We start from the raw sequence: 14,039 nt of genomic DNA, 5'->3' as shown, positions 1-14,039 counted from the left end.
AGCGCCATGTCATTGACGAAGGCTCCTTTTGTTTTGGTGACCTTGCGCAATTGCCGGTGATAGCCTTCGATGGTGTTGGTCGTATAGATCACCCGGCGTACGTGCTCCGGGTAATCGAAGAAGGTGGAGAGCTTATCCCAGTTGGTCTGCCACGAGTTCACCACCAGCGGATACTGCTTTGTCCATTTGCCTGCAAAGGCTTCCAGGGCGCTCTCCCCAACACTTCGGTTCACGGCCCCATACACCGCCTTCAGCTCCTTTAGAACAGCACGCTGGTCTTTAGAAGCTACATATTTGGCGGAGTTGCGCAACTGGTGGACGATGCAGCTCTGCACGTCGCAATACGGATACACCGTCCTGATGGCATCGTCAAATCCGCTCAGGTTATCGATACAGGCAATCAGCACGTCCTCTACCCCGCGGCTCTTCAGGTCTGTAAGGACCGAGAGCCAGAAGCGCGCTCCTTCCGACCCGCTCACGTAGCAGCCCAATACCTCCTTGTGGCCCGAGGGAAGGATGCCCAGTATATTATACAGGCAGCGCGTCACCACCTTACCGGACTCCTCGTCCCGCACTTTATAGTACATGGCATCCAGCCACATAATGGGATAGACGGGGTCCAGGGGCCGGCTCTGCCAGGCCTTCACCGCAGGAACCACCCGGTCGGTGATCTCGGATAAGACCGTGTGGGAGATCTCGGTGCCGTACATCTCTTCGATATGCCGCGAGATATCCCGAAGCGACATCCCCAGCCCGTACAAACCCAGAATCTTTTCCTCGAGGTTATCGGCCAGAATGGTTTGCCGCTTTTTGACCAGGTCCGGCTCAAAGGAACCCAGGCGGTCGCGGGGCGTGGATAGTTCGATAGTGCCGGCGGCGGTTCGAAGCTGCTTACGGGAAAAACCGTTGCGCCGGTTCGCCTCCCCTTCTAAATACGGCTGTTCTTCCTTCAAATGCGCGGCGAGTTCCCCTTCCAGGGCAGCTTCCAGCAACTGCTGCAGCAAAGGCCCCAGGGCGCCCTCCTTGCCAAAAACCGCCTTCCCGCTCATAAACTGATCCAGGGCCTGCTGGCGAACTTCCGGATCAAGGCCGGACAACAAATCCTTCTTTTCCTTTTTCATAAACTGTTTTAAAGATGAGAAATCGTCTCAACCTGACACAGTTTAGTTTACACTCTCCCACATTGTAAGCTGCAGCCTCCCGCAACCGCCACGTACACTTTTTCAATAACCCCTGCAGCGCCTGCAAGGACCGGCATTTGCCTTTCCATGCCCGCCCGCAGCGCAGCAACGCCCATCCACGGGGCTGCAATGAGCACGAACAACCGTGCATCGACCGCTGTTTTCCTTGCAACGACCGCTGAAAGGATTGCAACGGCCATTGCCGGCGCTGCAACGCCCACGCGCGCCCGTTCAACGCCCGTTTACAGCGCCACAATGGCAATCGCGCCGGTAACAATGACAAATATTGGCCTTGCAGGGCTCCCCGTTTTAATATGTAACGTGCTGATACGGAACGCCACAGGGCGTTTTTCGGGCCAAAGGACCGGCGCGCTCCCGGTAGTTTCGAAAGAAAATCCGCTTTCGCTGCACCGAATTTGAAAGCCCTGCCGTAAATTCATTTACGAACCACTGCTGACCCCCCAAAACACCGATCCGTTCCCTCCAAGCGATTTCCTAACCACAAAACATACATCGCCATGAACGATCGTCAAGAAGAAAAAGACAACATGTACGAAGCCTGCGACGCCGTGCTTACCGACGAAGCCACCGTTGTAGACGAAGTCATCGCCCTTGCCGAAGCCCATGATCGCCTCCAGGAAAACATGGACGGGATCGATGAGGCCTCCGGCCGCAAGGAAGCCGCCGTTGCCGGCAAGGGAGCCGCCAAACGCGCCGGGAAAGACCGGCTCGTTGACGCCCTCCACCTTACCGCAGGCCTGCTCGTTGCCGAAGGCACCACTACCGGCAACCCCGAGCTCATCGCGCAGGCACGCTACTCGCGCAGTTCCTTCCTCCGCACCCGCGACGGCCGCCTGCCCATCGTCGCCGATGCCATTCATGCACTCGCTACCACGCACAAGACCGCTCTCCTGCGCCGCGGCTTCACCGACACCCAGCTGGAGGAATTGAAAACCCTCACCGACGACTTCCGCCAACTCTCACCCGCCCCCAAGCTCGGACGAAACGAAAAGACCATCCAGGTGGCGCGCCTTGCCGAATTGTTTACCGCTACCGACAAGCTCCTCAAAGACGAGATCGACCCCATGATCCGCAACCTCGAGAAGCGCCATCCCGATTTCGTGAAGCGCTGGTTCGCCGCCCGCGCCCTCGACGAAACGCCCGGCACACACGCGTCCGGCCCGGCCTCGGTGCCCGCAGCCGGCGCTTCGTGAAGCCCCCCCGCAAAGCGTTTTACACAGCTCCCCAGGGGAGCTTTTTTGTGCCCTGGCGCCGGCCCACGAACGGGAGTTTGCGGCAACCAAGAGGCGTCGCCCCGAGGCGCCGGTGCCGGTGAAAAGGCTAACTTGTGTCATGCTCGAAACCCAGTACGAGAAACTGTTTCATGCCGCCCCGGTGCCCCTCATCGTAACCGACGGGAGGGGAACGATCCGGCTCGCCAACGAAAAAGCCGACGCCCTTCTTGACGGCGACAGCAGCAAGCTGGAGGGCTTGAGCTTCTGCGACCTCATCGACCAGTCCTTCCTCAAAAACTACTTCGGCGGCAAGGCCTGCACCTCCTTCGCCGAATTCCTCGAGCTCTACAACGTGCAGCACGACCACTGGATCAAAAGCAAGGAAGGCATCACCATTTATGCCGACATCAAGGCCGTCACCTTCGAATCCGAAGCGGAGCAACTCTACATCTGGACCTTCGACCCCATCGGCATCACCCGCAAGCTCACCTACGACCTCAACGAACGCGTGAAGGAGCAACTGTGCATCCTCAACGTGATCGAGCTGTGCTTCCGGGAAGAAGACCTCTATACAACGCTGCAGCGCTGCCTGCAGCCGATCCGCGAAGGTTGGCAGTTCCCGGACGCCGCCGGGGTGCGGATGTCGCTGCGCGACGGCGCCGTATTCGCCACCGAAGGCTTCGAAAAAACGGACTGGTGCCTGCAGGCCGACCTGCGGACGGCGCAGGATCAATACGGCCTCCTGGAAGTGTGCTACCGGCAGCAGGTGCCGGCCTACGGCGGGCGCATCTTTCTTTATGAAGAAGAGCGCCTCATCAACGTGCTGGGCCAGATCATCGGTACCATCATCGCGCACCGCCAAAGCAACAAGCGGATCAACGAAGCGGTGGTGAACGCGCAGGAGGAAGAACGCTACGGGCTGGCGATGGAGCTGCACGACAACGTGCAGCAGCTGCTCACCGCGGCGGCGCTCAACGTCGACTTCCTCCAAACGCTTCCCGGCACGCCTTCCACGCAGGACGTAACGCAAAACCTGAAAGCGTCGCTCACCGAAGCCACGCTCGAACTGCGGCGGCTGTCGCAGCAGCTGGCACCTTCCACCGACCCCGACTTCCCGCTCACCGACAAGATCCATTCGCTCACGAGGAGCATGAGCGTCAACAACCGCCTGCAGGCGAAGATCTACGTAGACCCCGGCGTGCGGCTCAGCGAAAAGGTGCAGCTCGGTTTTTACCGGATCATACAGGAGCAGCTCACCAACGTGATCAAGTATGCACAAACCTCCGGGGTGGCCATCACCGTGCAATGCGAAGAAGAAAGCATCGTACTGCGCATCACCGACAACGGCGCCGGCTTCGACCCGCGCGCCACGCGCACTGGCATCGGCTTCGAAAACATCCGCCGCCGCACCGAGTTCCTCAACGGCACGCTGCGCATCGACTCGGCACCCGGCCAGGGCACGCGGGTAGAGGTCCGGATACCGATGGAGTAAAACGCTGTAAGATCGCTGATGTAGGATGTCGGATGTCTGATAGGGAAAAAGCAGTTCCCGCTACATCAGACATCGCCAAAGGCATGCGGCTTGCGGCGTCTCTTCTCTCTACGGACAGCGGGTTGTTTCAGATCGTTCGTACATTAAGTGACCTGTTGGTATTAAACCTGCCTCTTCGTGCCCTCCGTGAAACGCTCTTGCTTCTCTGCGTTAAAATATATTCCCTAAATACCTTTAGACAACTCCACGAAAAAGCCGCCCGGAGGCGGCTTTCCACTGTCTTCATTCGATTGCGCTCACCATGACAGCGGGCAGTTGTATTGTTACCCTGAGCGCAGCCGAAGGGTTACCCAATGGCTTGCTTCAGGTCGTCGATGATGTCTTCCACGTCTTCGATACCTACCGAGATGCGGATCAGCGAATCGTTGAGGCCGTTCTTGATGCGCTCCTCGCGGGGGATGGAAGCGTGCGTCATCGAGGCGGGGTGGTTGATGAGCGATTCGATGCCGCCGAGGCTTTCGGCGAGGGCGAATACTTTGGTGGCCGACAGCACGCGCTTCACTTCGTCTGTCGAGTCGTTCTTCAGCTCGAAGGAGATCATGCCGCCGAAGTCGCGCATCTGCTTTTTCGCAATGGCGTGGCCGGGATGATCTTCGAAGCCGGGCCAGTAGACCCGGGCCACCTTCGGATGGTTGCGCAGGAAGTGGGCCACCTTCGCCCCGTTCTCGCAGTGGCGCTGCATCCGCACGTGCAGCGTCTTGATGCCGCGCAGCACAAGGAAGCAGTCCTGCGGACCGGGCACGGCGCCGCAGCTTTTCTGGATGAAGTATAATTGCTCGCGCAGCGCCGCGTCGTTCATCATCAGCGCGCCCTGGATCACATCGCTGTGGCCGCCGAGGTATTTCGTGGCGGAGTGCATCACGAGGTCCGCGCCGAGGTCGAGCGGGTTTTGTAAATAGGGAGAGGCAAAGGTGTTGTCCACGCAGAGCAGGATCTTGTGCTCCTTTGCGATGGACGCGAGCACCGCGATGTCGGTGACGTTCATCAGCGGGTTGGTGGGCGTTTCGGCCCAGATCAGCTTCGTTTTTTCATTGATCAGCGGGCGGATGCTGTCGGCGTCCTGCATGTTCACGAAATGGAACTTGATGCCGAAGCGGGCGAACACTTTCGTAAAGAGGCGGTAGGTGCCGCCGTAGAGGTCGTTGCCGGTGATCACCTCGTCGCCGGGTTGCAGCAGCTTGATGACGGCGTCGGTGGCCGCCACACCCGAGCCGAAGGCCAGGCCGAACTTACCGTTCTCGATTTCCGCGTAGGCCGCTTCCAGCGCGGTGCGCGTGGGGTTCTGGCTGCGGGCGTATTCGTAGCCCTTGTGCTCGGCCGGCGCCGACTGCACATAAGTAGAGGTCTGGTAAATGGGCGTCATGATCGCGCCCGTAGTAGGATCCGGCTCCGCGCCGGCGTGGATGAACTTGGTACCTAAACGCATAGTCAAAATTTCAGATTTCAGATGTGCGATTTAGGATTCAGTATGAGCGGCATTGGAATCTGAGATCTGAAATCCTAAATCTGAGATCAACAAAGGTGTGTTTTTTCCATTTATCACCCTTCCCCATTTGCCGCTGCTCCGAATTAACGGAAGGAGCTGTAACATTTCTGCAATCCGGCACGGCAATTCATCGCGCCTTTTTGCCGGTCATCACCGTATTTCCACAATCCGACGAAGGCCATCGTAGACCTTCGGGCGTTGACGAAACATTAACAGGCCGGTCGTGTAGGACGCCTTGACACCGGCTTTGGGCCGCGCTACGTTTGTCTTGTCAAACGGCTCGTAAACCATAAATCATAAAGACCATGAAAAAAGCATTCTTCGCCTCCCTGATCGCCCTGGCCATCAGCGCCAGCGCCTTCGCCGCCCCCACAACCGTTACGGAAAAAGTGCTGAAAGCCTTCAGCCAGACCTTCGTCTCCGCCCAGGACGTACGCTGGAGCGAGCACCGCGGTCTCTTCGAAGCGCACTTCACCTTCAACGACATCGTTACCCGCGTTACCTACGACGATGAGGGCAATGCGGTGCAAACGATCCGCTACTACTACGAGCAGCAGTTGCCGCTCAACGTGCTGGCCCGCGTGAAGAACAACTACGAAGGCCAGAAGGTGTTCGGCGTTACCGAGGTAACCACGAACGACCACACGGAGTACCACATCGTACTGGAATCGGCCACCAACTGGACGATGCTCGTCGCCGACGGCACGGGTTTCCTGGCCGAGGAAAAGAAAATGGGCAAAGCTTAATACATAAAGTACAGGGCCCAGTATTTCCAATCGGGGCCGTCAGCCGCATACGCCGTATGCGGCTGTATTTTTTGCTGCAGTACCGATGCGTCGAGCACGCCGGCTTCCACCAGCTTGCGGCGGCCGGCGTCGATGCGTTCCTGCACGGCGGGCAGCGCCATCCAGCGCGCCTGCGGCGGCTCGAAGCCGGTCTTGCGCGGCTGCCACAGCACTTCCGCGGGCAACAGGTCTTTCATCGCCTGTCGCAGCAGCCACTTCGTGCGGCCCTCGCGGATCTTGAAGCGCGCCGGCAGGCGGAATTCGAAACGAACGAGGTCGGCGCTCAGAAAAGGCAGGCGTACCTCGAGGCTATGCGCCATGCTGTTGCGGTCGGCTAGGCGAAGCAATTCCTCGAGGCCGTTGCTGAATGTGTTGTAGTGCAGCACGCCGTTGAGGGTAAACGCCGACGGGAGCATATAGTAGAAATACGGACGCTGCGCGCGCAGCCACTCCGGGTTGAGATAGGGCGTGCGTGCCGCGGCCCGTGCGCGGCGCCCTTCCTGCAGCGAAGCGCTGAACTGCGGCATCCGCGCGGCGAGGCGGCTCAGGGCCCCGAAGGTTTCGGTTATGCCCAAAGCGCGGGCCGCCTCCAGCTCGCCGCTCTTTCCGAAGCTTCCGGCGCGGAGCAGCTCCTGCCAGTACCAGCGGTAATATTTGTCATAGCCGGCAAGGGTTTCGTCGGCGCCCTGCCCGTCGAGCAGCACCGTAACACCTTCCTTTTTCGCGGCGGCAAACACGGCGTACTGCGCCAGTGCGGAGGCCGAACCTACGGGCTCGTCCTGCTGCGCCTGCACGCGGTCCATGAGCCCGGGCACTTCATCGTCGCCGATGGTTACAAAATGTTGCTCGAGTCCCAGATGGCCCGCCACGAGCCCGGAGAGACGGCGCTCGTCCTTTTCAAAGCCGGGGAATACAGCGGTGAAGGCTTTGTGGGTGTAGGCGGAAGAAGCGACGCTGCGGCAGATGGCGGCCACCGAGGCGCTGTCGAGGCCGCCGCTGAGGGAGGTACCCACGGGCACGTCGCTGCGGAGGCGTCGCTGCACCGATTCGGTAAAGAGCCGCCGGAATTCACCGATCGCTTCTTCGTCGGACATCTCGTTTTCTTCAATAGCAATGTCGCCGAAGCGGTTTAGCTCGAGGGTTTCCGCACCGGGCCGGTATTCGAGCCAGTGTCCTGCGGGCAGCTTCGACACGTCCTTGAAAAAGGTCTCCAGGGCGTCGGCCGGGTTTTGCGTGTAGCCGAGCGCGAGGAAGTTATAGGCCATGCGGTCGTTGGCGCTGCGGGGCACGCCGAGGGCCCAGAGGCCTTTGAGCTCCGAGGCGAACAGCAGGGTGCCGCCATCGAAATAGAAGAAGAAGGGCTTTTCGCCGAAGCGGTCGCGGGCGGCGTAGAGGCGGCCTTCCCGCGCATCCCAGAGGGCAAAGGCAAAGGCGCCGTCGAAGCGGTCGAGGGAGGCCGGCCCCCAGGCCGCCCAGGCGGCGCAGAGCACTTCGGTGTCGGAGGCGGTGCGAAAGGAAAAGCCGGCGGCGCGCAGCTCGTCGCGAAGCTCTACGTAGTTATACAACTCCCCGTTATAGGCAACCGTAAAGCGGTCGCCGTACGAAAAGGGCTGGCGCGAGCGCGGGTCGGGGTCGATGATGGAGAGGCGGCCGTGTGCCATGCGGCAGCGGCCGCTGGCGTCGGTCCAGGTGCCGGCGGGCTCGGGCCCGCGGTGGCGCAGGCAGGCGATGGCGGCGGCCAGGGGCAGCGCGGCGGCGCGCTGTGGCTGATCAGATACGATACCGGCAAAGCCGCACATAATCAGGATTTGAACAGGAAGGTAAGGCGGGCGCGCACATCGTCCCAGCCCATCACCAGGTCGGCGCCGCCAGCGCTCGGCTGGAAGGCCATGGTGAAATGCTCGAGCGGTTCCTGCTTGCCCTGCACGGGAATGGTAAAGCGGAAGGCGTCCTGCGAAGCATCGGGCTTCAGTCCCCAGCTGTAGATGTTGCGGTTAAAAACGATCACCCATTCGTTGGGCCCGGGGATGCTGTAGAGTACGTAGCGACCGCGGGGCACGGTTTGTCCCTGCACCACGGCCGGCTCGAAGAGCTCGAGCTCGGTGGCTTCATTGGCGCCGAGGCGCCAGGGCTCGCCGTAGGGCAACAGTCCGCCGAAGATCACGCGTCCGCCCTTATGGGGCCGGCTGTAGATGACGCGGGCCTTGGGGCCGCCCACGGCGGGGTTGCTCATTTTCAGCACGGGGTAGTCGACGGGAAAGTAGGCTACGTCGAGCGGCGACAGGTCCACCGGCGACAGCTTGTTGACGCGGATGGCCTGGATGGGAGCGGTATCGCGCTGGCGCGCGGTATCGGGAGCGGCACTAAAATGGTCACCGCCCTCGGAGCAGGCGGCCAGCAGCAGGCAACAAAGCGCAGCCAGTCGTTTCATGCCGAAAAAGTACGGATAATTAGCGACCTGCGTTTGCAGGCCTTCGGCTGCGCTCAGCCTGACAGGCGCGCACACGCCCCAATCGCGATTGTATAGATGCTTAATGCCGAACGGATGCTGTAGCCAGCGCACTTACCCTTTGAGGGAAAGGCTCCTTGTCACCCTGAGCGCAGCCGAAGGGTGACTGTGTATTATTTAACCGCGATCGGGAGGGTCACGCGCTGGGTGTCCCAGGCCACGACGAGGACCGGGCCGGCGGCGGTTTTTTCGAAATAGAGCGTGAAGGGCTCTAACGACTCGGACAGTGTTTCTACGGGAACGGTAACGCGGGCCACGTCTTTTTTCTCATCGTATTTAAAGGCGCCCCAGGTATCGGTCTCTTTATTAAAGATCAGCGTCCATTGCTGCGGGGTAGCGATGGCGTAGAGCGTGTATTTGCCTTTCGCCAGCTTCTTGCCGCCCACGCGCACGTCGCGGAAGAATTCCACCTCGGTGGCTTCGTTGGCGCCGAGGCGCCATACTTCGTTGTAAGGTACCAGGTCGCCGAAGATGTTGCGGCCGTTCTTGAGGGGGCGGCTGTAGATGGCGCGCACCAGCAGCGGCTCCGCGGCCTTGTCCTGCACTTTGAGCATCGGGTAGTTAACGGGGTAATAGGCCATGTCCATCGGCGATTTGTCGAGGGCGGGCGCCACGGGGCGTGTGCTGTTGGAACCTTGAGCTGCGGCACCGAGGGCCGCGAAGAGTGCGAGAACGAAGAAGAGGTGTTTCATGAGCGGGGCGTAAGACACAAAGGTAACCGCCAGCTCTGATCGTCGCGGACCGTTAGCCCTGCCGGAGGGCTGCTCCCTCCATTTTTGCAAAGGCTTTAACATCGGGGGCGAAGGCTTCGTAGCAGGCCCGGAGCTCGGCGCGGTGGGCGGTGAGCAGGGTGGCTGCTTCGTCGGAGCTGCCCATCCAGGCGGCGCGGCGCGCGAGGCCGGCGAGGCTGCGGCCGATCCCTTCGCTGTGGCGATAGTTGAACAGCCAGTTGTGCTGCCGCATATACGGAAAGATGCGGGCGAAGCCCTCCGGCAGCGCGTCGGCATGCCGCTCGATGGTAGCGTAGGTCTTTTCTGTAAACCGCTCCAGGTGGTCGAAGTCGGGGAAGGCGCCGGCGTCGTTGGCGAGGAAGTGGTCGTACACCACGTCTACGATGGGACCGCTGTAGAGGCGGTAGCGGGGGCGGAAGAATTCCTTGGCGGCGGCGGTGGCGGGATGGTTGTCGGTAAAAGCGTCGATGCGGCGGTGGAGCTCGATACCGGCGGCGATGGCGGGCGGGTAATCGAAGCGGGCGCGTCCCTTCACGAAGTCGGAGATCATGTTGCCCACCAGCAGGCCGGGGTCGCCATAAGAAAGGTATGCGTGCGCGAGATAGTTCATACGGTTACATCAGACATCCGACATCAGACATCCAAGATAGCTCCTTTCCGTTCATCCAACCTTTTCGACAGTTCATCCTTAGCATTCCCCGCCGCCCCTTAACAGATCGTTGACACGCGAACCGGCTCGTTCATCAAATGGGCCTGTACGTTCATACCCGGAAATCGACAGTTCGTCCGCCGTTAACATATGAGTTAAAGCGAAAATGCGCGCCCGGGGCCGGTTCCGTTCCTCCTATTTGGCTTGCCGCCGCCTGTAACGCTTTCTACTTTTGACCCGTCAAACAAGCGAAATCATTCAAAAAAACTTCAAATAACCAGTCATGAAATTTCTGTTTATCCTCCTCGCCTCGTTCAGCACGCTCATTAGTAATGCCGGCACTACCGTTGACGTCACGCCCGCCGTGCTCGAATCCTTCCAGACCACCTTCGGCAATGCCAAGGAAGTAAGCTGGAACAGCAGCAACGAGCTCTTCGCCGCCCGCTTCACCCTCGATGGCCAGCACATCAACGCTTATTACACGGCCGAAGGCGGCCTGGTGGCCCTCACCCGAAACGTTACCGTGAGCCAGCTGCCGGTCATGCTCCAGACGAGCCTGAAGCGCCAGCACAACGGCGCCTGGATCAGCGAACTCTTTGAATATGCTACCGATGAAGGCACCTTCTATTATGCTACCCTCGAAAATGCCGATATGAAAATCACCCTCCGTTCGTCCAACAACAACGAGTGGAGCACGTACAAGCAGATCGAAAAGATCTAAAGTCGTTTTAGTGTGTGTTTTGGCGGCCCCTGTTTTTACGGGGGCTTTTTGTTGGTTAATTGGTCTATTGGTTAATTGGTAACCGGGACCTACCAGCCGTAAACACGGCTACTTGTTTGGACGGACGGGCGAATGCCCGTCATTGCGACCTCGCCTGAGGCGAGGGAAGCAAACTCCTCTTTTACGCGGAGTGATCGAAAACGAAAGACGCAGCCGCTCACGCCTCACGCCTCACGCCTGACGATATGTATTCCGCCATGGGCAGGAAATCACACTCCGTCGAAAAATCCTCGATGAGGCGCCGCAGGCGGTCCTGCAGGGGCTGGCCGGCGCGGGCCTTGGTGTAGCCCGGGATCTTGTAGCTGTCGAGGCGGATGAATTCCCAGGGATGAAAATAGAGACAGGCATAGCCGTCCTTTTTCAGCGTAGCCTTCACCCAGCTGCGGAAGAGTGGGTAGGGAAAGTTCTTGAACGACAGCCAGAACAGGGGGATGCGCAAGCGGGGCGTGACCGAAGCGGGAAAGCGCAGCATGCCCGATTCGGTGTACGGGTTGCGGGGCAGGTGGCGGTTGTCGTAGCGGCCCGGGAGCCAGCAGGGGTTGACCGACGAATCGTAGGTGTAGCCGGCGGCAAGCACGTCGGACATTTCCACAGGCCGCATGCGCGGCATCCGCAGCCCGCGTACGGCCTGCCCGCTGATCGCCTCGAGCGCTTCGCGCGAAGAAAGCAGGTCGGGCACGTCGAAGTGCGTGTGGTAAAATGTATGCGAGGCGATCTCGTGCTTTTGCGCCAGCGCCCGCACGCCTTCTTCGTCGTGTTGCGCGTAGTTGGCGGTGGTGAAAAAGGTGCCGCGCACCTGTGGATAGGCTTCCAGCAATGATTGCACGGCGCGCAGGCCTTCGCGGCCAACTTGGAGCTGCTCGTCTTCCGGCACGGACTGTCCGTACTCGAGCGGCATGTCGAATTCTTCCACATCGAAGGTCAGGAGCAGGGCGGGGCGCTTCATGATCCGGTCGTTTCTTCTTTTACGAGGTACATCGGCCGGTCTTTGCCCTGCATGAACACCTTACCCAGGTAAAGGCCCATGATTCCGAGGATGCAGAGCTGCAGGCCTCCGAAAAAAGTGATGGTCACGATCACGGAGGTCCAGCCGTTGACCACGTGGCCGAAATAATAAGAAATCAGCGCATAGGGCAGGTACAGCACGGAGGCCATGGCGAATACGAAGCCGAGGTAGGCTGCGAAGAAGAGCGGTTTTGTGCTGAAGGACGTGATGCCCTGCAGCGCAAAGCGCATCATCTTTCGGAACGTATACTTGGAGCGGCCGGCGCGGCGTGCGGCCGGCTGGTATTCCACCGCCACCTGCCGGAATCCGATCCACTTCACGAGCCCGCGGAAGAAGGGCTCGTGCTCCTGCATCTTTTGCAGCACCCGCACGCATTTGCGGTCGAGAAGGCGGAAGTCGGCGGAACCTTTCTCGAGGTCGAGGTCGGCCATGCGGTTCATGAAATTATAGAACTGGTCGGAGGTCCAGCGCTTCATCGACCCGGCCTGCTTGTCTTCGTCGCGGCGGAGCGTATACACCACGTCGTAGCCTTCTTCCCAGTGCTGGAGCAGCTGCGGGATGAGCTCGGGCGGATGCTGGAAGTCGCCGTCGAGGGAAATGGCGCAGTCGCCGGTGGAGGCGTCGAGGCCGGCCTTGAGGGCGGCCTGGTGACCGAAGTTGCGGCTGAAGGAACGATAGCGCACGCGGGGGTCGTGGGCGCTGAGCCCCTGCAGCACCGAAAGCGTGCCGTCGGAGCTGCCGTCGTCGACGAGGATGAACCCGTAGTTATACGGGAGGCCGTCCATCACCGCCTGCACGGCGGCCACGAGCCCGGCGATGTTCTCCGCCTCGTTGAATACGGGGATGACGATGTCTACCTGTTTCATGCGGCCTCCAGGTTGTGGGTGGCAGAAAAATTCTTGCGTGCCGCCTGGGCGATGAGCCAGCACCATACGATAAACACGGGAAGGCACTTCAGCGAATAGGCACGCACCACGTCTTTCCGGATTACCTGCGGGAAAAGGTCGGTTGCCGACAGCTCCGTGAGCAGGAACACCGCGATGAGCAGGCCCAGTACCCATTTGCCCCCATCGCGGCGGTTGAGCACATACCAGATGCCGACGCCGATGATGGCGATGACATAGGTGGACGACTCCGCCGAGGAGCTGAAGATGACCACCGAGATGAGCACGATGGCGAGGTAGCTGAGGCGGAAGGCCTTGTATTTATACTGGGAAAAGCGCAGCAGCGGCAGGAGGATGCACAGGGCGGCCGGCGCGAGCACGGCCAGGTTCGGAATGATCTCGCCACGGGCCCCGGTGAGGTGGTACACCGTACGGCGGATCATGCCCATCACGGAAATATCCTGGTAGCCTTCCGAGGCGATAAAGTCTACGTTCTGCGCGTTTTTCGCCATCAGGCTCGTATACCAGTCGTGGTAGCTCTGGAGCACAAACTGCGGCGACGACAGCAGCATCGGCAGGGCGAAAAGCACGACGCACCAGAACAGGAACGAGAGCACGAACTTGCCCTTGTGCTTCGAAAACACGAAGAAGAGCAGGGCGCCGATGCCGTACAATTTGATGAGGAACCCGAAAGCGATAGGGAGCGTGGCCCAAAAGTCCTTTTCCTTTTCCACGCCGACATAGGCCAGTACGAGAAAGGCCGTCAGCATCGTGTTGAACTGCACGTTGTGGGTAGCGGTCATCATTTCGATAGCACCGATAGCGAGGATCAGCAGCCGGCTGCGCTCGGGCAGCGGCAGCTTTTTCACGGCCCACCACAGCAGCGCCGCGTTGGCCAGGCACCAGAGGGCTACGCCGAGCCAGTCGGGCAGTACGGCGAAGGGCGCGATGAGCGGGGCGAATGAAGGGCCGTAGTGATTGGTGTCGGTGTATTCGGCGGGGTATTCGGCAAAGAGGTTGGTGCCGGCACGCATATGCCAGAACACGCCTTTGAAAATGTCGTAATTCTTGTAGGAATGACGCCCGATCTGGGCCAGCGTGGCGATGAGCGCCAGGCCGAACCAAAGCAGGGTGGCTACTGCCACCCGGTATTTGCCGAGCCGTACTTCCCGGTACAGGAAATTCATGGGGATCGCGGTGGGTTTGAACGTTAAGCAACGTTAATTCCGGTGCAGAGATA

Annotated in this window: 13 protein-coding genes; 4 read left to right on the top strand and 9 right to left on the bottom strand. The window is 60.1% G+C overall.

Going from position 1 to position 14,039, the window contains the following annotated elements; genetic code table 11:
* On the bottom strand, nt 1-1,121 hold a 1,121-nt coding region (locus E0486_RS16255; protein WP_131853707.1), incomplete at its 3' end, for an IS256 family transposase.
* 578 nt (nt 1,122-1,699) lie between these two features.
* Here E0486_RS16255 and E0486_RS16250 point away from each other — a divergent pair.
* A complete protein-coding gene (locus E0486_RS16250; protein WP_131853703.1) occupies nt 1,700-2,395 on the top strand; it encodes a hypothetical protein in 696 nt (231 codons plus the stop codon).
* 139 nt (nt 2,396-2,534) lie between these two features.
* Nucleotides 2,535-3,908 carry a sensor histidine kinase gene (locus E0486_RS16245; protein WP_131853701.1) on the top strand — a complete coding sequence of 458 codons (1,374 nt, stop codon included), beginning with the start codon at nt 2,535-2,537 and terminating at the stop codon, nt 3,906-3,908.
* A gap of 346 nt (nt 3,909-4,254) precedes the next feature.
* Here the strand turns inward: E0486_RS16245 and E0486_RS16240 are convergent, their stop codons facing one another.
* The gene (locus tag E0486_RS16240) at nt 4,255-5,394 is read right to left on the bottom strand and encodes a cystathionine gamma-synthase (protein WP_131853699.1); all 1,140 of its coding nucleotides are present in this window, start codon (nt 5,392-5,394) and stop codon (nt 4,255-4,257) included.
* Nucleotides 5,395-5,759: 365 nt separating this feature from the next.
* Here E0486_RS16240 and E0486_RS16235 point away from each other — a divergent pair, with 365 nt between their 5' ends.
* On the top strand, nt 5,760-6,200 hold the full coding sequence (locus E0486_RS16235) for a hypothetical protein (RefSeq protein ID WP_131853697.1): 441 nt from the start codon (nt 5,760-5,762) through the stop codon (nt 6,198-6,200).
* On the opposite strand, the gene asnB is transcribed toward E0486_RS16235, so the two are convergent.
* From asnB to E0486_RS16215, 4 genes are all read right to left on the bottom strand, one after another.
* Nucleotides 6,197-8,038 carry an asparagine synthase (glutamine-hydrolyzing) gene (asnB, locus tag E0486_RS16230; protein ID WP_131853695.1) on the bottom strand — a complete coding sequence of 614 codons (1,842 nt, stop codon included), beginning with the start codon at nt 8,036-8,038 and terminating at the stop codon, nt 6,197-6,199. The two genes, E0486_RS16235 and asnB, sit on opposite strands and share 4 nt — an antisense overlap.
* Before the next feature lie 2 nt (nt 8,039-8,040).
* Complete coding sequence (locus E0486_RS16225) at nt 8,041-8,670, bottom strand: DUF2911 domain-containing protein (protein ID WP_131853693.1); 630 nt, start codon at nt 8,668-8,670, stop codon at nt 8,041-8,043.
* 191 nt (nt 8,671-8,861) lie between these two features.
* Nucleotides 8,862-9,440, bottom strand: coding sequence for a DUF2911 domain-containing protein (locus E0486_RS16220; protein WP_131853691.1), 579 nt, complete (start codon nt 9,438-9,440; stop codon nt 8,862-8,864).
* Between the two features lie 52 nt (nt 9,441-9,492).
* Nucleotides 9,493-10,089: an acyl carrier protein phosphodiesterase gene (locus tag E0486_RS16215; protein ID WP_131853689.1), complete on the bottom strand. Its 597-nt coding sequence runs from the start codon at nt 10,087-10,089 to the stop codon at nt 9,493-9,495.
* 322 nt (nt 10,090-10,411) lie between these two features.
* On the opposite strand from E0486_RS16215, the gene E0486_RS16210 reads away from it, so the two are divergent.
* Nucleotides 10,412-10,849 carry a hypothetical protein gene (locus tag E0486_RS16210; protein WP_131853687.1) on the top strand — a complete coding sequence of 146 codons (438 nt, stop codon included), beginning with the start codon at nt 10,412-10,414 and terminating at the stop codon, nt 10,847-10,849.
* Nucleotides 10,850-11,066: 217 nt separating this feature from the next.
* Here the strand turns inward: E0486_RS16210 and E0486_RS16205 are convergent, their stop codons facing one another.
* The 3 genes from E0486_RS16205 to E0486_RS16195 are packed head-to-tail and all read right to left on the bottom strand — an operon-like array spanning nt 11,067 to nt 13,986.
* Nucleotides 11,067-11,855: a polysaccharide deacetylase family protein gene (locus E0486_RS16205; protein ID WP_131853685.1), complete on the bottom strand. Its 789-nt coding sequence runs from the start codon at nt 11,853-11,855 to the stop codon at nt 11,067-11,069.
* Nucleotides 11,852-12,781, bottom strand: a complete 930-nt coding sequence (locus E0486_RS16200) for a glycosyltransferase family 2 protein (protein WP_131853683.1) — start codon at nt 12,779-12,781, stop codon at nt 11,852-11,854. Before E0486_RS16200 ends, E0486_RS16205 begins: the two co-directional genes overlap by 4 nt.
* On the bottom strand, nt 12,778-13,986 hold the full coding sequence (locus E0486_RS16195) for a glycosyltransferase family 87 protein (RefSeq protein ID WP_131853681.1): 1,209 nt from the start codon (nt 13,984-13,986) through the stop codon (nt 12,778-12,780). The genes E0486_RS16200 and E0486_RS16195 overlap by 4 nt, the downstream gene beginning before the upstream one ends.
* Between the last annotated feature and the right edge of the window lie 53 nt (nt 13,987-14,039).

The sequence above is a fragment of the Flaviaesturariibacter aridisoli genome, from assembly GCF_004343705.1.
Taxonomy (GTDB): domain Bacteria; phylum Bacteroidota; class Bacteroidia; order Chitinophagales; family Chitinophagaceae; genus Flavisolibacter; species Flavisolibacter aridisoli.
This window is presented reverse-complemented; position numbering and strand designations above follow the sequence as displayed.

Coding starts and splice junctions, on each gene's coding strand:
- E0486_RS16205 (WP_131853685.1), bottom strand. CDS start 11,855: ATGAAGCGCCCCGCCCTGCTCCTGACCTTCGATGTGGAAGAATTCGAC.
- E0486_RS16245 (WP_131853701.1), top strand. CDS start 2,535: ATGCTCGAAACCCAGTACGAGAAACTGTTTCATGCCGCCCCGGTGCCC.
- E0486_RS16235 (WP_131853697.1), top strand. CDS start 5,760: ATGAAAAAAGCATTCTTCGCCTCCCTGATCGCCCTGGCCATCAGCGCC.
- E0486_RS16215 (WP_131853689.1), bottom strand. CDS start 10,089: ATGAACTATCTCGCGCACGCATACCTTTCTTATGGCGACCCCGGCCTG.
- E0486_RS16210 (WP_131853687.1), top strand. CDS start 10,412: ATGAAATTTCTGTTTATCCTCCTCGCCTCGTTCAGCACGCTCATTAGT.
- E0486_RS16195 (WP_131853681.1), bottom strand. CDS start 13,986: ATGAATTTCCTGTACCGGGAAGTACGGCTCGGCAAATACCGGGTGGCA.
- E0486_RS16220 (WP_131853691.1), bottom strand. CDS start 9,440: ATGAAACACCTCTTCTTCGTTCTCGCACTCTTCGCGGCCCTCGGTGCC.
- asnB (WP_131853695.1), bottom strand. CDS start 8,038: ATGTGCGGCTTTGCCGGTATCGTATCTGATCAGCCACAGCGCGCCGCC.
- E0486_RS16240 (WP_131853699.1), bottom strand. CDS start 5,394: ATGCGTTTAGGTACCAAGTTCATCCACGCCGGCGCGGAGCCGGATCCT.
- E0486_RS16225 (WP_131853693.1), bottom strand. CDS start 8,670: ATGAAACGACTGGCTGCGCTTTGTTGCCTGCTGCTGGCCGCCTGCTCC.
- E0486_RS16200 (WP_131853683.1), bottom strand. CDS start 12,781: ATGAAACAGGTAGACATCGTCATCCCCGTATTCAACGAGGCGGAGAAC.
- E0486_RS16250 (WP_131853703.1), top strand. CDS start 1,700: ATGAACGATCGTCAAGAAGAAAAAGACAACATGTACGAAGCCTGCGAC.